At 64.1% G+C, this 21,321-nt stretch carries 18 protein-coding genes and 2 pseudogenes; 9 read left to right on the forward strand and 11 right to left on the reverse strand.

From position 1 onward, the window contains the following. Window positions 1-81 precede the first annotated feature (81 nt). A complete protein-coding gene (locus SK1NUM_RS07665) occupies window positions 82-729 on the forward strand; it encodes a potassium channel family protein (RefSeq protein ID WP_212327593.1) in 648 nt (215 codons plus the stop codon). A gap of 18 nt (window positions 730-747) precedes the next feature. Next, window positions 748-1,410 carry a potassium channel family protein gene (locus tag SK1NUM_RS07670; protein WP_212320895.1) on the forward strand — a complete coding sequence of 221 codons (663 nt, stop codon included), beginning with the start codon at window positions 748-750 and terminating at the stop codon, window positions 1,408-1,410. 165 nt (window positions 1,411-1,575) lie between these two features. Here SK1NUM_RS07670 and SK1NUM_RS07675 read toward each other — a convergent pair whose 3' ends face one another. From SK1NUM_RS07675 to dut, 3 genes are read right to left on the reverse strand one after another with little or no spacing between them, the layout of a single operon-like run. Next, the gene (locus SK1NUM_RS07675) at window positions 1,576-1,935 is read right to left on the reverse strand and encodes an OB-fold nucleic acid binding domain-containing protein (RefSeq protein WP_212320896.1); all 360 of its coding nucleotides are present in this window, start codon (window positions 1,933-1,935) and stop codon (window positions 1,576-1,578) included. Further along, window positions 1,932-2,591 (reverse strand): DUF3710 domain-containing protein, encoded by a 660-nt coding sequence (locus SK1NUM_RS07680; RefSeq protein ID WP_212320897.1) that lies wholly within the window; start codon window positions 2,589-2,591, stop codon window positions 1,932-1,934. Before SK1NUM_RS07680 ends, SK1NUM_RS07675 begins: the two co-directional genes overlap by 4 nt. 15 nt (window positions 2,592-2,606) lie before the next feature. Beyond that, window positions 2,607-3,041 carry a dUTP diphosphatase gene (dut, locus tag SK1NUM_RS07685; protein WP_212320899.1) on the reverse strand — a complete coding sequence of 145 codons (435 nt, stop codon included), beginning with the start codon at window positions 3,039-3,041 and terminating at the stop codon, window positions 2,607-2,609. Between the two features lie 84 nt (window positions 3,042-3,125). On the opposite strand from dut, the gene SK1NUM_RS07690 reads away from it, so the two are divergent. Next, window positions 3,126-3,419, forward strand: a complete 294-nt coding sequence (locus SK1NUM_RS07690; RefSeq protein WP_212320902.1) for a DUF4235 domain-containing protein — start codon at window positions 3,126-3,128, stop codon at window positions 3,417-3,419. Window positions 3,420-3,425: 6 nt separating this feature from the next. Here the strand turns inward: SK1NUM_RS07690 and SK1NUM_RS07695 are convergent, their stop codons facing one another. Continuing rightward, window positions 3,426-3,722 carry a DUF4193 domain-containing protein gene (locus tag SK1NUM_RS07695; RefSeq protein WP_212320903.1) on the reverse strand — a complete coding sequence of 99 codons (297 nt, stop codon included), beginning with the start codon at window positions 3,720-3,722 and terminating at the stop codon, window positions 3,426-3,428. A 142-nt stretch (window positions 3,723-3,864) separates the two neighbouring features. Here SK1NUM_RS07695 and sepH point away from each other — a divergent pair, with 142 nt between their 5' ends. Together sepH and SK1NUM_RS07705 are read left to right on the forward strand one after the other, a co-directional pair. Beyond that, entirely contained in the window at window positions 3,865-4,389 is a 525-nt protein-coding gene (sepH, locus tag SK1NUM_RS07700; protein ID WP_223927415.1) for a septation protein SepH, read from the forward strand. 73 nt (window positions 4,390-4,462) lie between these two features. Next, window positions 4,463-4,819, forward strand: coding sequence for a hypothetical protein (locus SK1NUM_RS07705; protein ID WP_223927417.1), 357 nt, complete (start codon window positions 4,463-4,465; stop codon window positions 4,817-4,819). 20 nt (window positions 4,820-4,839) lie between these two features. Here the strand turns inward: SK1NUM_RS07705 and SK1NUM_RS07710 are convergent, their stop codons facing one another. Genes SK1NUM_RS07710 through SK1NUM_RS07725 form a run of 4 tightly spaced genes read right to left on the reverse strand, consistent with a single transcriptional unit; the run spans window position 4,840 to window position 8,552 of the window. Further along, window positions 4,840-5,484, reverse strand: a complete 645-nt coding sequence (locus SK1NUM_RS07710) for a thymidine kinase (protein ID WP_212327596.1) — start codon at window positions 5,482-5,484, stop codon at window positions 4,840-4,842. Further along, window positions 5,471-6,700 (reverse strand): glycosyltransferase, encoded by a 1,230-nt coding sequence (locus SK1NUM_RS07715; RefSeq protein ID WP_212320906.1) that lies wholly within the window; start codon window positions 6,698-6,700, stop codon window positions 5,471-5,473. Before SK1NUM_RS07715 ends, SK1NUM_RS07710 begins: the two co-directional genes overlap by 14 nt. Continuing rightward, the gene (locus SK1NUM_RS07720; RefSeq protein WP_212320907.1) at window positions 6,700-7,977 is read right to left on the reverse strand and encodes an alkaline phosphatase family protein; all 1,278 of its coding nucleotides are present in this window, start codon (window positions 7,975-7,977) and stop codon (window positions 6,700-6,702) included. Before SK1NUM_RS07720 ends, SK1NUM_RS07715 begins: the two co-directional genes overlap by 1 nt. Next, window positions 7,974-8,552 (reverse strand): DUF5998 family protein, encoded by a 579-nt coding sequence (locus SK1NUM_RS07725; protein WP_212320908.1) that lies wholly within the window; start codon window positions 8,550-8,552, stop codon window positions 7,974-7,976. The genes SK1NUM_RS07720 and SK1NUM_RS07725 overlap by 4 nt, the downstream gene beginning before the upstream one ends. Before the next feature lie 30 nt (window positions 8,553-8,582). Here SK1NUM_RS07725 and SK1NUM_RS07730 point away from each other — a divergent pair. From SK1NUM_RS07730 to SK1NUM_RS07740, 3 genes and pseudogenes are all read left to right on the forward strand, one after another. After that, window positions 8,583-9,624: pseudogene (locus tag SK1NUM_RS07730) on the forward strand (App1 family protein). Between the two features lie 8 nt (window positions 9,625-9,632). Beyond that, the gene (locus SK1NUM_RS07735; protein ID WP_212320910.1) at window positions 9,633-12,068 is read left to right on the forward strand and encodes a DNA gyrase/topoisomerase IV subunit A; all 2,436 of its coding nucleotides are present in this window, start codon (window positions 9,633-9,635) and stop codon (window positions 12,066-12,068) included. Further along, on the forward strand, window positions 12,065-12,553 hold the full coding sequence (locus SK1NUM_RS07740; RefSeq protein WP_212320911.1) for a beta-class carbonic anhydrase: 489 nt from the start codon (window positions 12,065-12,067) through the stop codon (window positions 12,551-12,553). Before SK1NUM_RS07735 ends, SK1NUM_RS07740 begins: the two co-directional genes overlap by 4 nt. A 180-nt stretch (window positions 12,554-12,733) precedes the next feature. Here the strand turns inward: SK1NUM_RS07740 and SK1NUM_RS07745 are convergent. Continuing rightward, window positions 12,734-14,810: pseudogene (locus SK1NUM_RS07745) on the reverse strand (DNA gyrase/topoisomerase IV subunit B). Between the two features lie 79 nt (window positions 14,811-14,889). Here SK1NUM_RS07745 and SK1NUM_RS07750 point away from each other — a divergent pair. Next, window positions 14,890-15,096, forward strand: a complete 207-nt coding sequence (locus SK1NUM_RS07750) for a DUF7455 domain-containing protein (protein ID WP_212320915.1) — start codon at window positions 14,890-14,892, stop codon at window positions 15,094-15,096. Here SK1NUM_RS07750 and SK1NUM_RS07755 read toward each other — a convergent pair. Both SK1NUM_RS07755 and SK1NUM_RS07760 read right to left on the reverse strand, forming a co-directional pair. Further along, a complete protein-coding gene (locus SK1NUM_RS07755) occupies window positions 15,086-18,220 on the reverse strand; it encodes an ATP-dependent DNA helicase (RefSeq protein WP_212320917.1) in 3,135 nt (1,044 codons plus the stop codon). The two genes, SK1NUM_RS07750 and SK1NUM_RS07755, sit on opposite strands and share 11 nt — an antisense overlap. Then, on the reverse strand, window positions 18,217-21,282 hold the full coding sequence (locus tag SK1NUM_RS07760; RefSeq protein WP_212320919.1) for an ATP-dependent DNA helicase: 3,066 nt from the start codon (window positions 21,280-21,282) through the stop codon (window positions 18,217-18,219). The genes SK1NUM_RS07755 and SK1NUM_RS07760 overlap by 4 nt, the downstream gene beginning before the upstream one ends. Window positions 21,283-21,321 lie beyond the last annotated feature (39 nt).

Here is a 21,321-nt window from a genome sequence, read left to right on the forward strand (position 1 = left end):
TGGCAGGGTGATTGCGATACCGTCGGATCTGCGTCCGGGATCCGCCGGACCGGGAGGGAGACGCAAGTGCACATCGTGATCATGGGCTGTGGCCGCGTTGGCTCCATGCTGGCCCGGGGCCTCGAGGAGCGAGGCCATTCGGTGGCGGTGATCGACGTGAACGTGGACGCGTTCCGTCGGCTCGGGCTCGACTTCCAGGGAATCACGGTCAGCGGGGTCGGATTCGACCGGGAGGTGCTGGAGGCTGCCGACATCCGGCACGCCGACGGGTTTGCAGCTGTTTCCAGCGGTGACAACTCCAACATCCTGGCGGCCCGGGTGGTGCGTGAGCAGTATGGGATAGACAACGTGGTGGCCCGCATCTACGACCAGGGCAGGGCTGCCGTGTATGAGAGGCTGGGTATACCGACCGTGGCCACCGTGCGCTGGACGGTGGGCCAGGTGATGCGCAGGCTGTTACCGGAAGGCAGCGAGCCCGTATGGCGGGATCCCTCGGGTACGGTGCGGCTACTCCAGGTGTATGTCCACTCTGGCTGGGTGGGGAAGCGGATCAGGGACCTGTCCGCGGCCGCGCAGGCGCCCATCCCTTTCATCTCCCGGACGGGGCGCGGTATCGTGCCGGACTCCCAGACTGTATTCCAGGACGGGGACCTGATCTTTGTGGCCTGTGAGACGGAGAGGACTGACACCGTCGAATCCCTTTTCGCTGCTCCCCCGACCCATCCCTGAGACTTATAAGGAAATACCATGCGAGTAGCCATCGCCGGAGCCGGCAACGTGGGCCGGTCGATCGCCCGCGAGCTGATCAGCAATGGCCATCAGGTTCTGCTCATAGAGAAGGATCCCTCAGCCATCAATCCTGATTCGGTGCCTGGCGCAGAGTGGTTCCAGGCCGATGCCTGTGAACTGCAGAACCTGGAAGAGGCCGAGCTGGAGAACTGCGATGTGGCGATCGCGGCCAGTGGCGATGACAAGGTGAACCTGGTGCATTCGCTGCTGGCGAAGACAGAGTTCGGTGTGCCTCGCACTGTCGCCCGCATCAACCACCCTGGCAATGAGTGGCTTTTCGATGAGGCCTGGGGCGTGGATGTCGCTGTCTCTACGCCTCGCATCATGTCAGCTCTGGTCGAGGAAGCCGTTGAGACGGGTGACCTGGTGAGGTTGTTCACCTTCACCAAGTCTGCGACGAACCTCTCAGAGATCCGGCTGCCCAAACAGAGCCCGTTCGTCGGGCGCCGGATCCGGGATCTAGAGCTACCCCGGGAAGTGGTCCTGGTGGCGATCATCCGCGATGGCATCCCGCTGGTACCGGAGCGTGATAGCGCACTCGAGGCCATGGACGAGATGCTTTTCGTGGTCAGCCAGGACACCGAGGGCGAACTCAGTTCGATGTTCGCTTACACAGGCTGATGGGGATCATCCCTTGATAGTGACATTGGAAGAGGTGTGAGCCGATTTTACTCGGCTGATGCCAGGGTGGACTGGACATGCGTAACACACTGAGGCTGCACCTGGCGGCCTGCACCCTCAGGTGATGGCAGCCACATGAACTAACTCCTGAATATGGCGGAATCCCTAGCTGACGACCTCGAACTCAGGGTTGTACATCACGAGTCCATCATCACCTGAGGAGATCCTGCCTTGTACGACGAGGTCACAGCCGGGGGTGATGCAGTCCAGCCGGCGGCGGCCGGTCCAGTTCAGCTCGATGCTGCCCGTACCGTCGGTGAGCAGAGCCTCCACGCCCCCCATGTCGAGGCTAGTGACCCAGCGGACAGTCCCCCGGAGTTTCACCTTGGAACGCTCACAGCATTCCGACAGAGGGCTAGCGCCGCAGTCGCGGGAACGCTCTTTCAGGTCCTCTGCCTCTAGCTCCTCGGAAGGGGACAGAAAACGCCGCAGGCGTTGTAGGAGACCCTGTTGCTCGTGGGTCATTTCTGCTCCAGGTTCGGCACGCTCAGGGGGATGAGACCTCCAGGTACCGCAGGCGCAGTTCCCCTGCGGACCACAAGATTACCGAAGCACTCGAGAAGGGCTATCACCGCGTCCTCGTCTTCTGGTTCTAGAGCAGCGCGGCCGAAGACGATGCCTCGTAGCACCCATCCAGGACCGCCGACCAGCCAGGTACGGGAAACGTGGATGCCTTGCCTGCCCTGCGGGTCAGTGACTGGTTGGCGACGACGCAGCTCGACTCCGAAAGGACCCTCAAGCAGGGTAACCTCACCGCCTTCCTTCTCCGAGGCGGCAGCTATCTCGTCTCTGATCTCGGCCAGCATCGACGTGCGCCGCGGACCGGCGAACAACGCCACTTCCATGGCTGAGGCGCCATCTCCCACCAGGAAGGACTGGACCTGCTGTTTGGCCTCATCGACTTGAAGCTGGAGTTGCATGCCCTCGAAGGGAGTGACCACGAGAGCCCCGAGATCGATGCGCTGGACGTCGTCCTGATCCAGGTCCACCTCTTCGATGTCGAAGGGACCCTCATCACGATCGAAGTCCTCGTCAATCTCCGCCCATTTCTCCTCGTCGCTTTTCTCCCTCTCCTCGTCCTCGGCCGTCTCGTCGACCTTTTCCTCATCGGTGGCTTCCATGCTGCTCCCTGAGATTCAGTGCTGTCCGGTTGAACCATAACCCCCTTGGCCGCGCTCCGTCTCATCGAGCTCGGCCACCGGGGTGAATCGGGCAGGCAAGAAGGGTACAACCACCAGCTGGGCGATCCTCTCACCAGCCTGCAGTCGCACCGGCTCCTTCGTGTCGAGGTTGATCAGACAAACGCGGATCTCACCACGATAACCCGAGTCGATGACGCCAGGACTATTGACGATCCCCAACCCACGGCTCGTGGCCAGTCCGGACCGGGGGGTGACCAGTCCGACGGTTCCCGCGGGAAGGCCGATGCACACCCCGGTGCCCACCAGGGCCCGCTCTCCAGGGTCGAGTGTTATCGCCTGCGTGGTACGCAGATCCGCTCCAGCATCTCCCTCGCGGGCGTAGGCAGGAACCTGCCCAGGGAGGTCTACGACTACTGGGATCTCAGTCACCCGGTCAATGTAGCGCGACTGTAGCCAAACTGGGATCAGGGACATAATAGGGATCCTCAAGATCAAGTGAGAGGAAGCCCAATCATGGCTGTTGAGGAGAAGGTCCTGTGGAAGATCTACGCGGGCGTGCTTGGCACGGCTACCACGTTTGTCGCCCAGAAGCTGATCACGAAAGCTTGGGAGACCGCCACGGGAGATGTCCCGCCAGATCCGAATGATCCTGAGACTCCATTGACCCAGGCACTCATCTGGGCGCTGTGCAGCGGTCTCGGTGTGGGTATGGCGCAGCTCACGATGAATCGCTACATGCAGCGCCGCTGGTTCTCCAACACCGGGCACAAGGGCCCAGGAAAGCTCCGTAGCAAGATGGAACTGTGAACCTACTCAGACGCAGTCGACACAGTATTTGAGATCTCCCTTGGTCTCAGCTAGCTGGCTTTGAGACTTGACAAGGAAGCAGGAAGCACAGGTGAACTCGTCCGACTGCCGTGGCAGCACACGTACTGTGAGTTCCTCGTGTGAAAGGTCGGCTCCCGGTAGCTCAAAGGATTCAGCAGCCTCGACTTCGTCCTCATCCACCTTGCCGGAATTCTTGTCGTTGCGACGCGTCTTGAGTTCCTCGAGCGAGTCCTCGCTCATCTCCTCGTCGTTCTTACGCGGTGCGTCGTAGTCGGTGGCCATGTCGCGGTCCCTCCTGGTTTCGCCGTCAGTTTGTCCCGAAAATGATCGGGGCTATGTGTACCACATCCTGCGTGTGGCGCAAGTCCCGGTTTCAGGTGGTGTCGGCTGGTAGGTTGTTCAATCAGACACAAGGGGAGTTTGCATGGACAGCGCATTGAGCCCGCGGGAGATCCAGTCCCGCATCCGTGGAGGGGCCACGCTTGCCGAGGTGGCCACGGAAGCCGGAGTGGAGCCGACACGGATTGAGGGATTCGCCTTGCCGGTACTGGCAGAGCGCGAGCATATGACCACCACCGCTTTAGGATGTGCGGTCAGGCGCCGCGGTGATGGCTCGGGACATCGTCGTTTGAGGGAGCTGATCTCCCTCAGGTTGCAGGCACGCGGCATCGACTCTGACGCCATAGCCTGGGACTCATGGCGGGAACCCGACCGCAGGTGGAGGCTGGTGGGGATACTGGAGAGCCACGAGCGGCGGGCGGAGTTCGTCTTCGACCCTCGGGGTCGGTTCACGGTGGCCGACAACCCGGATGCCCGCTGGATGATTGGTGAGGAGCTACCTGGCAGCAAGGATCCCGACAACGAAAACACCATCGATTTCGATGATGAGTTCGCACTGGTGCGTGCAACATCCCAGCCATCCCCCCCCACCGGCTCTCCCAGGGGATGACGTCCCCACTGACAGCTTCGATGATGGCCCTGCCACCTCCGAGCTCGATGACCTGTACGACATGCTCAGTGGCGTGAGCGAGGATTCGGTGAGAATCTATGTCGGCCTGGATGATGAGGCCTCAGAGGCTTTTGAGGAGGAGACAACCGGAGAGCAGACGCCGGCAGAATCAGCGGATTCGGTAGAAGCAGCGGAGGAGGGCTTCGAGGAAACGGAGATCATTAACGACTTTGCCGGATTGCCGGAGGCTGACTTCGATGGGTTGCCGGAAGCTGGCTTCCCTGAGCCAGCAGCTGAGACTCCCCCCGTCGGCCTGGTCCAGGAATCACTGATAGAGGCTGAGGACACGGCCCCACAGCCCAGATCGCGCCGCCGTCGTGCGCATGTCCCCAGCTGGGACGAGATCATGTTCGGCGGCCCATCTCGCTGAGGGTGCTTACCTGCCGCCCGCTAATCACCGAAGGGCAGCGGATCCTCCCCGAGCGTGGCGCGGGCTCGAGTTGCGGTCATGCGGCGCCGGTGATGAGCCCGGCACAGGACCTCATACCGGACTTCCCCCGCGTCGGTGTCTCCGACCACGACCTGCGACCCCTCGGTGACCATCAGGCCGTCCACTGTACGGGCGTTGTGGGTTCCCCTGGCCCCGCACCAGCACAGTGGCCCTAGAGGAAGCGTTTCCATCCGGTCAGCCAATTCCACGAGGCGCTGTGATCCGGGAAACAACCTGGTCCTGAAGTCGGCGAGGATCCCGAAGACGTAGACATCGATCTGCAGTTCATCAACGATGCGGGCAAGCTGCTCGACCTGTCTGCCCGTGTAAAATTGCGCCTCGTCGCAGACGAGATAGTCGACTCGCTTCCCGGCCACCAGCTGGGCGATGGTGTGGGTCCAGAAGTCGAAATCCTCCCCCACCTCGGTGGCCGGTGCGCTGAGGCCCAGCCGGGAGGTGATCTGCGCCTCACCTGAGCGGTCCTTGGATGTGAAGAGCCGGCCTTGCCGGCCATGCGTGGATTGGGTGTGATGAAGCTGCAGGGCAAGCGTCGACTTTCCGCAGTCCATCGGGCCGGTGTGAAAGACGAGTTCAGGCACTCGCAGCTCCGATCAGTTCCTCATAGATGGATACATACATCTCGGCGGTGTCCCGGGGAGTCAACCGCCCGGTCTGTGAAACGCAGGCGGCGCGCATGCGCTCACGTCTTTCAGGATCGGCAAGCAGGCGCATCCCCGCAGCCAGAGAGTGGACATCGGGCTCGGTCAGCAAAGCAGATCTCGGTGAGGTCGCCACCGTCAAACGGTCATCGCAGTAGAGGATGGGAAGCCCCGCCGCCGCGGCCTCTGAGAGCACCAGCGCCTGGGAATCGAACCGGTAGCTTGCCAGCACGAAGGCGTCAGCGTTGACCAGCTCATAGGCGATGGCATCCACAGAACGTAAATGGCCCCGGAAATCGATGTTGTGGGCTCCCGCGGCCAGCATCTTCAGCAGCGAGCGCTGGTCTCCGTCCCCGACGATGACAAGCTCTGATTCGGGGATACCGGCATGCCGGAAAGCCCTGATCAGGACATCCAGGCGTTTCTCCTTCGCCAGACGCCCGACGGTGATGAACCGCACCGTGTCGAAGGAGCGTTCTCTCCGGGCGTGAGCGATCGCTTTCAGCATGCCCCGGCTCACACCGGTGGGAACCACGTATCCCGGTACCTCATGGGTGGCGGCCCTTTCCACCAGCTCCTTCATGAAGGGGCTGGGGACGGTCCAGGCATCGACCTTGCCTGCGATGTCGGCGAAGGAGGCCCAATCCATCCGGGCAGCCAGTCCACCCGGCTCCTGGGACCGGGGAACCAGCCGCGACCGGCTGGAAGCCCGTCCAGCGGCCTTGGTGAGCAGCGGGTTGATGAGGAACTGGTACAGCCAGGTGCCAAAGATCGCGGCCTTGACGGTCTGGTGTGTGCCCGCGACATTGGCATGGAAGGTGTGGAGATGTGGTATGCGCTGAAGCCGGGCGATCCGGGCTCCGAGGATCAGCGCCCCTCTCTCGGTCTGGGTATGGACTATGTCGAAACGGGCACACTGCGTGATGAGCTGGGCTCGCCGCTCTGAGTTGTGCAGGATGCTCAGATGCGCGGGAAACCCCTCGGTGTAGAAAGTCGGGCACTCGATGACGCGGCAGTTCCTGGGTTTCTCCAGATGCCGGTCCGGGGCGATGAGACTGACTTCGTGCCCCAGGTCCGCCAGCTCCTGGATCTGTGTCTCCACGGAACGCCCGATCCCGCCGGAGGACGGGAAAAAGTCGTCTATCAGCAATGCGACATGCATCAGGCCGGCCCGAAGGAGAAAAGAGGCACATACATCTCGGAGGCAGTCAGTGCGCCGTGCTGTCCGACGAGTCCGAACTCCCTGGGGAGGGCGCGAGTGTGGACGGCCCAGTCCTCCTGCATCACGACCAGGACATCACCGAAGCGCTGCTTGACACGGTCAGTGACAGCTCCAAACCAGCCTGCGTCGATCGCATCATCACGTAGCCACACCTCAGCCCTCTCCCCCAGCTCCGTCTTCCACGCCCTGGCCAGTTGCCGTGGCTGTTGGCTGTAAAGCTGCCTGAGCCGTGGCTCACCCCCTACGTGACCGGCGCCTGAGAGGCCAGGGTGATCTTCGAGGACGATCTGCCGGTTCCGGGGAACGTTGATCATGCCGTGGTCGCCGGTGACCAGCAGGCAGGTGTCCTTGGGCACTGCCGCCGACAATTCGGCGGCGAGGTCTTCTGCCCTGGCCAGCGAGTCCAGCCATTGCCAGCTCCCAACCCCGTGGGCGTGCCCGTTGTGGTCCAGGCTGCGGTCGTAGGCGTAGACCACCTCGTGTTCCCGCAGGGCCTGGAGAACGAGACCCGTGAATGCCTGGTGGTTATTTTCCCGCTCAACCCCGAAATGCTCGGTGCCGTCGAAGGCCAGTCGCTGGAGGCCACTGCCCTTGAAACGCGAGAGGCTGACACAGCCGCTCGTCAGGCCTTGGGAGCGCAGTGCCTGGTAAAGGGTCGGTGCGCAGGCAAAACCCGCGACGTCCGCAGGCCCACCCGCCCAGGTGAGGGCATTCATGATGCAGTCCCGGTCTGGGTCCAGGAATGAGTACCCGACCACCCCGTGACTCCCGGGTGGCGAGCCGCAGCCGATGGTGGTCAGCGATGTGGCGGTGGTTGACGGCACCGCGCAAGTCAAGCGTATTGCGTCCTTCAGCTTCGGCGCGAACAGCTGGCTGTCGCAGGCGTGGTCCGCGATGGGAAACCATCCGAGCCCATCGAGCAGCAGGATGAGGTACCGGGTGGCCTGGGGTATGCCGATCACCGGCCTCTCGCCGCGCAGCCGGGCGGCGATGCTGGGAAGTACGTTGCTCAGGCAGGCCCCCTCGTAGTCCGGCGGCACCAGGAGATCCTGCTGGTAGGCATCGGGAGACGTGGCATATGTCCAGGCACCATTCTTCTGGGGGTCATCGCCGACGGGCGTACCCAGTGCTTCCCTCTCCGCATCGCCGACACACTGCCGGGATGATGCCGCGTGCGCCACCTGGGCCCCTGATGGCGGGATCTTAGGGCCGCTCATCCGATGTGTTCCTGCAGCAAGGCGCCGAAGGCCATGAGTTTCTCGACGCTTTGCCAGCCGTCGCCAGCCGGGCTCATCCGGACCGTCAGGTCATTCGGCACGGACATACCAGTCCATCCGTGGTCGGCCTCACACTGCGGATCCTCGCAGGTGGCAGGACCGATATCCAGCCGTGAGGCGGCTCCCCAGGCAAGAGTGAGCCATGCCTCCACCAGCTGTGATCCATTGGAGGGATAGCGCTCGGGATGGTGGACAGAGCGAGTGACGACCACAGAGTGAACGGCTCGCAGTGCCACCACCTCGGCGCTGGTGATGGCACGATCCGGATACCCGCCGTCCTGCTCATCAGTGTGGCTGATGATCAGCTGCCTGTCGGTGAGGACGAGAGCAGTGAGGTGGCGCTGCAGATCCCCCGTCGCGAAACTGGCCTCGTGATGCACGAGGTATCCGAGCATCCTCTGATGTCCCAGCGCCCCAGAGACACTCGCCCAGACCAGTTCAGGGAAGAAACGGCACTCCTCTACCTCTTTTTTGAGCGCGGCGGCCATGGATGCCTCAGGGGACAGCGGAATCACCCGGCCATTCTTCCACTAAATTGAGACACCATGAAGTCCCGGCCCTTCTTCGCCGCCCGTATCGAGGACCGCCTGAACCGGATGCTGAACCGCTTCCTGCAGCGTCGCGGATGGCAAGAGTGCATCACCGCATACACCGGTTTCGGCACGACACGACAGGTCCGTATCCTCGCGCGGATCGTGCTGCGCCCCCCCTGCCCAAGCCGGTATTGTCCAAGCAGCCACAGATCTGCTGCATCGTCGTGGATGGCGCAATTTCATTGCCGCTGCGAAGGTGACCTCTGGCGCCGAGGTCATTATCGGCGACCTCAGAGTGCCGGTACAGGCAGACCGAGGCGGCTACATCGATGTGCGAATCCGCGACCATGGCCTACCCATCGGCTGGCACCAGGTGCGCATAGACGGTGCGGGGGGCACCTCCAATTGGGTTCCCGTCCAGGTGATCGACGAGAACCAGACCTTCGGCATCGTCTCGGATATCGACGACACCATCTTGTCCACCTGGCTGCCCCGCCCCATGGTCGCGGCCTGGAACTCCCTGGTGGTGACCGAGCAGGCCCGGCAGGCGGTGCCGGGCATGTCGCGCCTGTTCCAGCAGCTGATAGCCGCCCATCCGGGGGCGCCACTCATTTTCGTCTCCACAGGCGCCTGGAACACCTACCCGATGGTCACGCGTTTCCTGAAACGCCACGGCTTCCCGCGGGGCGCACTCTTGCTGACTGACTGGGGTCCCACCAACACCGGCTGGTTCCGCAGCGGCGCCCACCACAAACGCACTTGTCTGAGGGAGCTGGCACGCGACCTGCCCAATATCCGCTGGCTACTGGTGGGAGATGACGGCCAGCATGACTCAGATCTGTATGCGGAGTTCGCCAGTCTCCAGCCCGACCACGTGGCGGCGCGGGCCATTCGCCAGCTGACTCCCGGCGAGCACGCCTTGGCCCACGGTACCCTTACCGAAACCCCGGATATTTGGGAGTGGACCCCGGGCATTGCTCCAGAGGTACGCGCACCCGACGGGGACGGCCTTGCCGATAAGCTACGCCCGTTGATCCGGCTTGAGGAGATCTGAACCAGCCCATGGCGAACAGTACTGAGGAGTTCGAGGAACATATCCTCGACGTCGACGTCACCGAGGAGATGGAATCCAGCTTCCTCGAGTACGCCTACTCCGTCATCTATGCCCGCGCCCTGCCCGATGCGCGCGACGGGCTCAAGCCCGTCCAGCGGCGCATTCTCTTCTCCATGGACGAGATGGGCGTCAGACCTGACAAGGGACATGTGAAGTGCGCCCGTGTGGTTGGCCAGGTCATGGGTGTGCTGCACCCCCACGGTGACGGCGCCATCTACGACGCCCTGGTGCGTATGGCACAGCCATGGGCCATGCGTCTGCCCCTCGTGGACGGGCACGGCAACTTCGGGTCGCTCGATGCCGGGCCGGCGGCGATGCGCTACACCGAGTGCCGCATGGCGCCTCCGGCCCTGGCGATGACGGCAGGCCTGGACGAAGATGTCGTCGACTTCAGGCCCAACTACGACGGTAAGGACACCGAGCCCGAGGTACTGCCAGCGGCCCTGCCCAATCTTCTCGTGAATGGCGCTTCCGGGATCGCGGTGGGCATGGCAACCAACATCGCCCCCCACAATCTCCAGGAGGTCGTCTCCGCGCTGAAAGCGCTCCTGAAGGACCGGGAGACCCCTTTGGAAGAGCTGATGCGGCACCTGCCAGGCCCCGATTTCCCAGGTGGCGGGCGGATCATTGGCCTTGAGGGTATCCGGGACGCCTACGCGACAGGCCGCGGATCCTTCAAGGTGCGTGCTAAGGCCAGCATCGAGCGCGTCTCTGCCCGTCGGCGTGGCATCGTCATCACGGAGCTTCCCTACCTGGTGGGTCCCGAGAAGATCATCGAGCAGATCAAGAAGGGCGTCGACTCGCGCAAGCTGGTCGGTATCGCCGGTGTGAAGGACCTCACCGACCTGGCCAATGGCACCAGACTGGTCATCGAGGTCAAGAACGGCATCAATCCTGAGGCCCTGCTGGAGCAGCTCTACCGCACCACAAAACTCGAGGACACCTTCGCCATCAACGCGGTGGCCCTCGTGGAGGGGCAACCCAGGACCCTGACCCTGAAACAGCTGCTTGAGGTGTATCTGGACCACCGGCTCCAGGTGACGATCCGGCGTACGGAACACCGTCTCGGCAAAGCCCAGGAACGGCTTCATCTGGTGCGGGGCCTGCTGCTTGCGATCGCCGACATCGACGAGGTGATAGCGATCGTGCGGTCAAGCGAGGACGCCGCCGAGGCCCGCAGCCGTTTGATGACGGCCTTCGACCTCGATGAGGTGCAGGCCAACTACATCCTCGACATGCAGCTGCGCCGCCTGACGAAATACTCCACTCTGGAGCTCAACGCCGAGGCCGACGAACTGGCTTCCCGCATCGGTGAACTGCAACGCATCCTGGATGATGACGCCGTGCTGAATACTCTGGTGGCTTCGGAACTCGACGACGTGGCCACCCGTTTTGGGACCTCGCGCCGTACCGTGCTGCTGGCTTCCGACGGTGTCGTCCGGTCGGCAGCTCCCCTGGAGGTCCCCGACGAACCCTGCTGGGTGCTGCTGTCAACGACCGGCCGCGCTGCTCGCACCGACTCGGCAGGCCCGTTGCCCGCGTTAGGCCCTCGGGCACCCCACGATGCGATCGCAGCGGCCATCAAGGTCACATCCCATGCCGATTTCGGGGTGATCACCAACACCGGGCGGCTGCTGAGAGCGCGGGCTATCGAATTGCCCACGGTGCCGGTGACCACGACAGCCCCGAACCTGCAGGGGGGCTCCGCGGCGCAGGAGCTGTGGGCTTTAGAGTCGGGGGAACGAGTGGTTGGCCTGACCTCGCTTGATCCCGGAGGGCCCGGTCTGGCGCTGGGAACCATGCGAGGTGTGGTCAAACGAGTCAATCCCGAGGTGATGGGCAAAGACTCATGGGATGTGATCCGTCTCGATGAAGGTGATGAGGTCGTGAGCGCCGTCGAGCTCACCGCCCCGCATCTTGCCTTCGTCACCTCGGACGCGCATCTGCTGCACTTCTCCGCGGGCCTGGTGCGTCCGCAGGGACGGCTGGGCGGCGGAGTGGCCGGCGTCAAGCTGGCTGACGGGGCCAGGGTGGTGTTCTTCGGCGGAGTCGATCCCGGGCAGGACATGGTGGTGACCGTCGCCGGCGCATCAGATTCACTGTTCGGCAGCGCCACCGGCGGCGCCAAGGTGACCCCCCTGGCTGAGTACCCGACCAAGGGACGCGCTACGGGCGGGGTGAGATGCCAGCGTTTCCTCAAAGGAGAAACGACTCTTGTAGCCGCCGCCATCGGCAGATCCGTCGCAGCGGTGGCCCCCGATGGCACACCGGTGGCTCTCCCTGAGCCCACCACGAAACGTGATGGGTCTGGCGTGTCACTCGGTGGCACAGTGCAAGCGCTCGGATTCAGAGGCAGCCACGATGCGAGGGAAATGGTTCTATGAGTTTTGACGACCTGCTCGCCGCCAACCAGGACTACGCCGCAAGCTTCTCCCGGCGCGGCGCTGACGGCATCGCCCATGCCGGGGTCGCGATCGTCACCTGCATGGACTCCAGAATCGATCCCCTGCCAATGGTCGGACTGGGCCCCGGAGACGCGAAGATCCTCCGCTCCCCCGGGGGCTGGGTTGCGCCCTGGACCATGACTGGACTGGTCCTGGCCGTTCAGTTGCTGCATGTGGACCGGATCATGCTGATTCCCCACACCCGGTGCGCCATGTCCGGGACCGACGAGGCACTCCATCAGTCGATAGCGGAACGCAACGGGATGGACGCAACCTGGCTGAGTTTCGGGGCCAATCCAGATCAGCTGAGCCGTCTAAGACAGGACGTCTCCGCGGTCCGTGCCCACCCCCTGATCAAGGACCGGGCCGAGGCCGGGGGTTTCATGTACGACGTGGACACCGGCCTGCTGGAGCAGCTGGTTTAACGTCCTGGTGGCGCCGGTCGTTTCTCTCCTCCCGGATGCGGGGTCATTGCCCAATCCGCCTCGTCGGCGGTACCTCCAGTGGCTTGCCGTCCCCGGTAGCCCTAGAACACCATCCGATCCGTGACGGTCTACTGTAGGCAGACCTACGCCACACAACGCCAGCGGACCGCACCATATCGCTTAGACATCGATGCGGTCGGCTTCGAGGGCGTAGGCACCCGCCACGATGAACTCTTTCCGCGGCGCCACCTCGTTGCCCATCAGCATCTCGAAGACAGCCTCCGCCCGCGCCGCGTCATCGACGGTGAGACGTCGTAGAGTGCGATGCCTGGGATCCATGGTTGTCTCTGCAAGCTGGTGCGCGTCCATCTCCCCCAAACCCTTGTACCGCTGCGGCTCCTTGAACCTGACTCCCTTCTTCGTGAGTTCCGCGGCCTTACGCTGGTATTCCCCGTCGGTGTAGGTGTAGATGTACTTCTCCATGCCGCGCTTCGGGTTGATCAGCTCAAACCTGTGCAGCGGCGGAACCGCCGAATACACCCTCCCTGCCTCGACCAGGGGACGCATGTATCGGAAGAACAAGGTGGCGAGCAAACAGCGGATATGCGCCCCGTCAGAGTCGGCATCGGCCATGAAGATGACCTTCCCATAGCGGGCCGCATCCACCTCGAAGGTACGCCCGGAGCCTGCGCCGACCACCTGGATGATGGCGGCGCATTCAGCATTCTTGAGCATGTCGCCGACAGAGGCCTTCTGCACGTTCAGAATCTTGCCGCGGATCGGCAGCAACGCCTGGAACTCGGAATTGCGGGCTGTGTTCGCAGTGCCGAGCGCCGAGTCCCCCTCGACGATGAACAGCTCGCTCAGGTCGCCGTCAGCGCTTCGGCAGTCTTTCAGTTTCGGGGGCAGTGTCGATGACTCGAGGGCGTTCTTCCTGCGCTGGTTCTCGCGGTGCGCCCGTGCCTGGATGCGGGCGCGGGATGCGTTGACCACTTTTTCCATCAGGGTGCGTGCGACCTGTTTGGTGGCGGCCTTGGAACTGGTCAGGAACTCCGTGAGCTCACTCTCGACGATGCGCGCCACCAGGCGCTGCACGGGTGGGGTCCCAAGCACCTCCTTCGTCTGGCCCTCGAACTGGGGTTCCGCCAACCGGACGGTGACCACTGCGGTCAGGCCCTCCAGGCAGTCGTCTTTCACGACCTCCTCTCCATTCTTGAGGAGCCGGGTCCCGTCGAGCGCCTTGGTGAAGGCCTTCGTCACGCCCCGCTCAAAACCGGAGACGTGGGTGCCGCCCTTGGGAGTGGCGATGATGTTGACGAATGAACGCATCTGGGTGTCGTATCCGGTCCCCCAGCGGGCCGCGATGTCCACCTCAAGGCTGCGCTCCACATCGGTCGCTGTCATGGCTCCCGCCTCGTCGAGCATGGGAACCGTCTCGGTGAACGAGTCGCTGCCGGCGAGTCGCAGCACCTCTGTGAGGGGCGCATCCCTGGCGAGGAAGTCAGCGAACTCGGCGATCCCCCCCCTCGTGAAGAAACACTTCCGTATTCTCTTCCCCATCCCGGGCATCGGTCACTTTCAGGCACAGTCCCGGGACCAGGAAGGATGTCTGGCGGGCCCGGTCATGCAGCTGCGGTAGGGAGAGCCCCGCGTCTGAGAGAAAGATCTGCTGATCGCTCCAGTAGCGCACACGGGTGCCCGTCTGGCTCTTCGGTACCCTGCCACGTTTCCGCAGTCCTGAGGCTGGGGTGAATGGGGCCTCTGGGCCGTCGCCGTCGAACACACCGGGTACACCGCGCCTGAAGCTCATCGCCCACGTCGACCCCTCCCGGTCCACCTCGACATCCAGCCGGGAACTCAGCGCGTTGACCACGGATGCTCCCACCCCGTGCAGCCCACCGGTGGCGTTGTAGGAGGAGTTCCCAAACTTCCCTCCCGCGTGAAGCCGGGTGTAGACCACCTCGACTCCGCTGAGACCTGTACGAGGCTCCTTGTCCACGGGGATGCCACGGGCGTGATCTACGACCTCTACGGAGCCGTCGTCGTGGAGGGTCACCTCGATGCGGTCGCCGAACCCCGAGAGAGCCTCGTCGACTGCGTTGTCGATGATCTCCCACAAACAGTGCATCAGGCCTCTGGTATCCGTGGAGCCGATGTACATGGCGGGACGTTTGCGCACTGCCTCGAGGCCCTCAAGGACCAGCAGGTTCTTCGCCCCGTAATCACGTGGGGTATGGGTGTTGGGATTCGAACGCACCGGGACAGGTTACCGGGAACATTGGAGGAGCGCGCTACGTTGAAATTGACGTAGGAGCAATGTGAAAGGAAGGGCGATCATGACGAACACCGCCACTGGACAGGCCATAGACAGCCTAACTGCCATGGATCGGTGCGACCGCTGCGGCGCCCAGGCCTATCTCCGTGTAGAGCTGAGCAGCGGCGGTGAGCTGCTGTTTTGCGCCCACCACGCGAGCCAGCATCGCGAGAAGCTCAACCAGGTGGCCGCCCGCATCCAAGACGAGACGTCGCGTCTCAGGCGGTGAAGAACGTCGCGGTGGCGGCCTGGATGAGTTCCGGGCCCGCCACCACTGGCTCCAAGCGGTTGGCAAGCACGTGATGGAACGCGGTGGCTACGCGCACCGGATCCAGGTCCTGGGCCTTGGCCCAGGCCTGGCGGTAGATGGCCAGCTGCAGCGGGTCCGTTTCCCCGTCGCCGATTTTCCAGTCGACGACGAGGGCATCGAAGGCTGGATCGTCGCTGGGAAATACCGCATCGATACGCCCCCGTAGCACCAGGGAGTCCCAGCGCAGTAGGAAGGGCACCTCGATGCCGAGAGGGACCAGGCCGGAGAATGGGCTTGCCTCGAAAGCCTGTTTGAGACTCTCCAGCGCCGGGTCATCAGGGCTGGGACGGAAATCGAGCTCGTCGAAACCTGGACTCACCGAGAACCGTGACATAACCCATTCGTGGAATCGCTCCCCCAGGCGTGCGCTGCGTTTCGGCTCGCGTGGCATCCTGCGCGCCAACCGCTCCGCAAAGGCGGCTGGATCCTTTCTCAGCTCCATCAAAGCCGTGGCTGACAAGCCAGCGGGCAGCGTCAGCTCCTGGTTTCTTCTGCGCATCAGTTGTTCGGTCAGGAAAGCAGCATCACGATCCCAAGCGGCGATCCGCTCCTGCTCAGCGGCCGAGGCCATTCCGGATCCCCACACCCAGCTGGTCTCGTCGCCGCCGGTGGTGATGACCTCCCGCGCCCGCTGGACCAGGGCCGCGGCGCTGGAATTCGCGGCTGCCCTTTCCGTGACCGGCGTGGGCCAGGAAGCGATCCGGGTCGCTGACGGCTGGGGGTTCTCCTCGGGGGGTGGCACAGACGGGCCAGAGTGCTGGAGGACAGCCGCATCCTCGAAGTAGCGGGATCTTCCGCGGGGACGTTTCAGCCCAGGTGCCCAGGTATGAGCTGAGAGAACAAGCAGTTGCTTCGCCCGGGTGGCTGCGACATAAGCCAGCCGGTCCTCGGAGAGCCGGTATTCTTGTTTCAGCTCCTGACGGTAGGTCTCGATGCCACGTTTGGAATACTCAGCGAGCTGAGGTATCGCCTCGGAGTCACCCCTCAAGGGTGCGGGCAGCACACCGGAATTCGTGTTCCAGTTGCCTGTCCGGTCCATTCCTGGGAAGACGCCCTCCGATAGCGCCGGAAGATAGACCGTGTTCCATTCCAGGCCCTTGGCGCGATGGATAGTCAGGAGTTTCACCGAGTCTTCTGCAGTCGGGGTGGCGAGCTCCAGCGCATCCCCATGCTCCTCCTCCGCATCCAGCCAGGCGAGCAGTCCCGCCAGGCTGTTCTCACCGTCGATATCGGGATAGGTGGAGCAGGCTGACACAAAACGTGCCAGCTGGGAGGTGTCTGCGTGCACCAGCTGTTCAGTCTCCACACCAAGCCGCGAGATGACGCGACGCACCAGCTCCGGGACTGGTTCATTCAGACAACGGCGCAGGTCCGCCAGCTCCGCGGCAAATCTCTCCAGCCTCGCTCGTCCCTCTTCGCTGACAGTGGCCTCTCCCATATCGTTGATGGCGTCTAGGAGTGAAGGCGCATACGCTAGATCGGCGCGTGTGACGAGTCCCATCAGGTCCTCTGAAAGAGGGAGTACCTCCTGGCCGGTCTGCCCACCCGCAAGTTCCCGGGCACGCCTGGCCAGGGCAGCCAGGTCGGCCAGGCCAAGATTCCATCGCTCCCCGGTCAGCAGCCCGGCCACCTCGGCATTGGCCAGCGGATCGGCCAGGACCTTCAAGGTGGCGACCACGGGGGCGATCTCGGGCAGACGCAAAAGCCCCCCGAGCCCGACGATCTCAACGGGCACAGCGCGTTCTCGGAGACGCTCCCAGACTTCGCCCAGGATGTCGTTCCGGCGTGTCAGGACGGCGATGTCCCGCCAATCGACGCCCTCGGCATGCCGGCTTGAGAGGTCGAAGGCCAGCCAGTCGAGCTCCTCAGCGAGGGTGTCGAAGCATCTGGTAACTACTCTGCCGGGTGGTGTCTCACCGGCAGGCTGTAATTCCACCCCTCCGCCCATGGCCTGGGTAAGTGGCCTGGCCATGGCGTTGCCCACGTCCAGGATCCGGCTGCCGCTCCGCCGGTTGGTGGTCAAGGTGAACTCAGCAGCTGGCTCACCGGAGGCGCGGGGAAAATGGGAGGGGAAACCAAGGATGTTGGAGGCTGCGGCGCCACGCCAGCCGTAGATAGCTTGGTTGGGGTCGCCGACGGCGGTCACCGGGAACCCGCGTCCCCTCTCAGGAGCATCACCACTGAATAGTGCACGCAGCAGTATGGCCTGCGCCGAGGAGGTGTCCTGGTACTCATCCAGCAAGACCACCCGGAAACGTTGCCGGAGCGCAGCTCCGACGGCTGGGACAAGACGCGCCAATTCCACAGCCTGCGCCTGCTGATCGGCGAATTCCACCAGGCCGAGGCGCTTCTTGAGAGCACGATAGGTTTCGACGAGCTCGAGCAGTTCCAAACGCTCATCAATGGCGGCTTGGGCTTCGGTGACTGCTTTCATCGGTGAGCCCCGCCACAGCGGAGCGTCATCGAAGCGCGCCCTGGCCAGGAGCGAGAACTCTCTCACCTGGGCAGGGGTGACCAGATGCGATCCCAGCGCGGAGTCGAGGGCAAGAACCCTCTCCGGCAGCTGGCGCACTGACAGCCGGGATAACTTCCTCAACGGGTGGGAATGCTCTGCGACGGCCCGCGCCGCCACCCGGAACCGGGAAGCCCCGGACAGCAGCCTCGCATCAGCCTCAATACCCAGCCTCAGCCCATGCTCTCGGACGAGCCGGGCGGCAAAGGCGTCATAGGTGAAGACCATCTCGCCACCCGTCGTCTCATCACCTAGGACCAGACCGGCCTGCTCCAGTGCCCGGCAGATTCGTACACCCAGCTCGGCAGCAGCTTTCCGGGTGAAGGTCAGGCCCAGGACCTGCTCAGCACGGACCTGGCCCGTACCGGCCAGCCACACCACCCTGGCCGCCATGACGGTGGTCTTTCCCGTGCCTGCTCCGGCGACAATCACCTGGGGTTCCAGGGGTGAGCAGATGACGTCCAGTTGCTCCTGGCTGAAAGGGATCCCGAGGAGTGAGCACAGGTCACCAGGATCAGCCAGCCCAGTCATGCCAGGCTTCCCGGGTTGATCGCCGGACAGGAGGCTTTGAAGGCACACCACGCACACTGCGGGCCTTCCCTGGCCTCGAGGATCCCCTCCCGCAGGATCCCGACCGCCTGCTCCAGCTTCTCAATCAGCCAAGAGTGTCCCTCTGGCAAGACCTCTTGGAACTGTCGCTGCGGCAGCGCTCCACCATGTCTGAGCTGAAGCAACGACGGTTCAGCGACATCCTTGACTCCCGGTGCGAGGGACTCGAACGCTCCGAGCCGGGCAGCGAGCTGATAGACCCCAAGCTGCGTGTGCTCGGCCACCTCGGCCTTGGTGGGGGGACGCCGCCCGGTTTTCAGATCCACCACGGACAGCCGGCCGTCCTTCAACTCGAGCCGGTCCACGGTGCCACGCAACAGCACGGGGATCCCCAGAATGCTCACGGGAACCTCAAACCCCACCTCAACCCCCAGCAGCCTGTCTGGATTCGTCTCATTCCAGTTGTGAAACCGAGTCAGGGCCTGACGCATCTGCTCCCTCTCGGCCACTTCCATCCAGCGCGCCTCAAAATGAAGCCGGGGCCAGAGGTCATCGAGCTGCTGAAGCAGCTCAGGCAGCCCGATGGTTCCCCATGCGGCTTTCTGGGCCATCCGGTGTATAACATCACCCAAGCTTGCCTGCGAACCCCGTGGCCGGTCCGCGCCGCCTCGGCGGGCGAGGAACCACTGCCGTGGACAAGCCAGCAGCGCCTGCAGAGCCGAACCGGTGATGGTCACTGGACGTGGCGTCCTCCACCCGGGGGATGAAGGCGCCCGCACACCCCACCAGTTCTCGGGACGTGCGTCACGGAAAGCCGGGCGGAACTGCGAGTCTGTGATCTCACCCAGGCGGGCCAGGCGCAGTGCAGCCGCTCTCCGCATGGCCCAAGACTCGACCGGATCCCCTGCGACACGCCGCAGCTCGGCAACCAGCGCCGGAGCCGTCTGACGTTGTTCGGGCAGGCCAGCGACACGCACCGTGGTGACGCCCAGTTCACTGCAGAACCTGGAGGGTCCAGCAGGCTCCGTCTCGCTGGCGGCAGGTGCGCTGACATGCAGCTGTTCCTCCGCACGGGAGCAGGCCACGTAGAAAGACCGTCTCTCTGCGGCAATCAAGCCCGCCGTGGTAGCCGCGTCCAGATGATCGGGCGCCAGCCGGTCCGGGTCCAGCAGTAGGCCCCGCCAGCCGAGCTGCGGCCATAGCCCCTCACTGACACCGATGACGTAGACCCGGCGCCAGGAGCCGCTGCGGGCCCGGTGCGCTGTCAGCAGGCGCACACCACGGCCCTGGACAGAAAACTCACGCCCAGTGTCAGCGGGGATCTCCTCGCGGATCACAGCCGAGACGAAGGCGCCAGCGCCGTGAGAACCGGCGAGTTCATGGCGCCGCCCCGCCAGCTCAAACAGTTCAACCACAGCATCTAGGTCCTGGTTTGCGCTCCGGGAACCTGAAAGAGCCGCGTCACGTAGCCGGCTGGGCCAAGAGGTGCCGTTCCAGATGATCCACAGTACTTCCGCGACCGGGACTCCCTGGGCCAGCTGATTCGCAGCCTTTCTAAGCAGCTGAGCAAGTTCACGGGCACGTTCAGCTTCTGCGCCGGCAACGGTCTCCAGCAGTCCTGGCTGCCTCAGACAGCTCGTGAGCAGATCACGGGAATCTCCCGCATCCAGATCAGGCCTGGCCTCCAGCAGAGCCCGCGCAAGTACCCGCTGGCCCACCACGTCCAGTTCACAGAGCGGACCCGCCAGGAGCTGGGCGGTTTCCGCTGCACCCAGGTGCTCCAGGCTGGCGGCACCAGCGAGCCCTGCCAGCAGTGCTTCCACTGCGCGCTGAGACCCCAGCGCCAGCTCGTCCCCGGCGACCTCGACGGGGATTCCTCGTGTTGTCAGTTCGCGGGCCAGAGGGCTCAGTTGTCCCCGCCCGGAGCGGGCTATCACCGCAAGCTCCTGCCAGGTGCATCCGTCCTTCAGCACTGCACGGCGCAAGGCTGCGGCCAAGTGAGCGGTCTCCGCGGCAGAATCGTCATAGATGCTCGCTGTCACCAGCGACGCCTTTCCTGGCGCCGGGGTGGGGTCAGGGGGAGCATCAGCGGCATCCAGCCGACTCCGGATCCGCGCCAGCGCCTCCGCGACGCCCTCCCTGTTGCGATGGCCCGTGACGAGCCTTAGGGTCTCGGCCCCAGGCAGCCTCCGCAGGGAGGCGATACTGGCCGCTGATGCACCACGGAAGGAGCCGAGCCGTTGCTGAGGATCTCCCAGGGCGAGCACGGGTAAGCCGAGTAGGGCCAGGTCTGCCAGCAGATTCGCCGAAACCTGGTCGAGCTCCTGCGCGTCATCCACCAGCACTGCGTCGAATCTCGCGCGACAGGCCTCTGCGGCCGAGGTGCCCGCCAGCAGCAGCCGGGCACGGTGCACCAGCTCCGTGTAGTCGAGAGCTCCGTCGAAGTCGGCGATCGTCAAGTAGGTTTCGAAGAATCTCCCGACTGACCCGAAGACCTCGTCTTCTGCCGCGAGAACAGCGAGATGTTCCGGATCGAGCCCAAGCTGACGTGCCCGGGCCAGCACCTCACGCAGCTGCCGCGCGAAGGCGCGGGTCCGGGAAGCGGCCCTGATTTCCTCAGGCCAGGTCTGTTCCCCCTCTCCCTCCAGCAAGTCGCGGAGCCGCTGTTCCTGTTCTGGGGCCCTGAGCAGCCGCAGGTCCTGCCCGGGATCGCCCAACTCCCTCAGCAGGCCGAGCGCGAAACCGTGGACAGTTGTCACCCGGGCGCCAACCTCGGCACCGCCGTGCCGGCGGATGATGTCCCGCCTGAGTTCCTGCGCGGCCTGCCGTGAAGCTGTCAGGACCACGATCCGCTCAAGCCGGGCCCCAGCTCCGAGACGCCTGGCCGCGGCTGCCGCCAGGACGGTTGTCTTCCCTGTGCCCGGGCCTCCGAGCACCACGCGTACCCCCGGATGCGGCTCAGCAGCTGCCGACTGGTCGGCATCCAGTTCGGGGATACCGGGTATCGCCGCGGGCAGCAGCCGCCAGGTACCGGTGTCAGTCACGGGTCAATGGAATCATGACTGACCCCCAATTTATGGAAG

This window comes from Arachnia rubra (assembly GCF_019973735.1).
Classification (GTDB): domain Bacteria; phylum Actinomycetota; class Actinomycetes; order Propionibacteriales; family Propionibacteriaceae; genus Arachnia; species Arachnia rubra.

What these genes read in the sequence shown, in the direction of transcription:
- SK1NUM_RS07665 (WP_212327593.1), top strand. Translation starts at nt 82, where the DNA reads ATGGGCTGTGGCCGCGTTGGCTCCATGCTGGCCCGGGGCCTCGAGGAG.
- SK1NUM_RS07670 (WP_212320895.1), top strand. Translation starts at nt 748, where the DNA reads ATGCGAGTAGCCATCGCCGGAGCCGGCAACGTGGGCCGGTCGATCGCC.
- SK1NUM_RS07675 (WP_212320896.1), bottom strand. Translation starts at nt 1,935, where the DNA reads ATGACCCACGAGCAACAGGGTCTCCTACAACGCCTGCGGCGTTTTCTG.
- SK1NUM_RS07680 (WP_212320897.1), bottom strand. Translation starts at nt 2,591, where the DNA reads ATGGAAGCCACCGATGAGGAAAAGGTCGACGAGACGGCCGAGGACGAG.
- SK1NUM_RS07690 (WP_212320902.1), top strand. Translation starts at nt 3,126, where the DNA reads ATGGCTGTTGAGGAGAAGGTCCTGTGGAAGATCTACGCGGGCGTGCTT.
- SK1NUM_RS07695 (WP_212320903.1), bottom strand. Translation starts at nt 3,722, where the DNA reads ATGGCCACCGACTACGACGCACCGCGTAAGAACGACGAGGAGATGAGC.
- sepH (WP_223927415.1), top strand. Translation starts at nt 3,865, where the DNA reads ATGGACAGCGCATTGAGCCCGCGGGAGATCCAGTCCCGCATCCGTGGA.
- SK1NUM_RS07715 (WP_212320906.1), bottom strand. Translation starts at nt 6,700, where the DNA reads ATGCATGTCGCATTGCTGATAGACGACTTTTTCCCGTCCTCCGGCGGG.
- SK1NUM_RS07720 (WP_212320907.1), bottom strand. Translation starts at nt 7,977, where the DNA reads ATGAGCGGCCCTAAGATCCCGCCATCAGGGGCCCAGGTGGCGCACGCG.
- SK1NUM_RS07735 (WP_212320910.1), top strand. Translation starts at nt 9,633, where the DNA reads ATGGCGAACAGTACTGAGGAGTTCGAGGAACATATCCTCGACGTCGAC.
- SK1NUM_RS07740 (WP_212320911.1), top strand. Translation starts at nt 12,065, where the DNA reads ATGAGTTTTGACGACCTGCTCGCCGCCAACCAGGACTACGCCGCAAGC.
- SK1NUM_RS07750 (WP_212320915.1), top strand. Translation starts at nt 14,890, where the DNA reads ATGACGAACACCGCCACTGGACAGGCCATAGACAGCCTAACTGCCATG.
- SK1NUM_RS07755 (WP_212320917.1), bottom strand. Translation starts at nt 18,220, where the DNA reads ATGACTGGGCTGGCTGATCCTGGTGACCTGTGCTCACTCCTCGGGATC.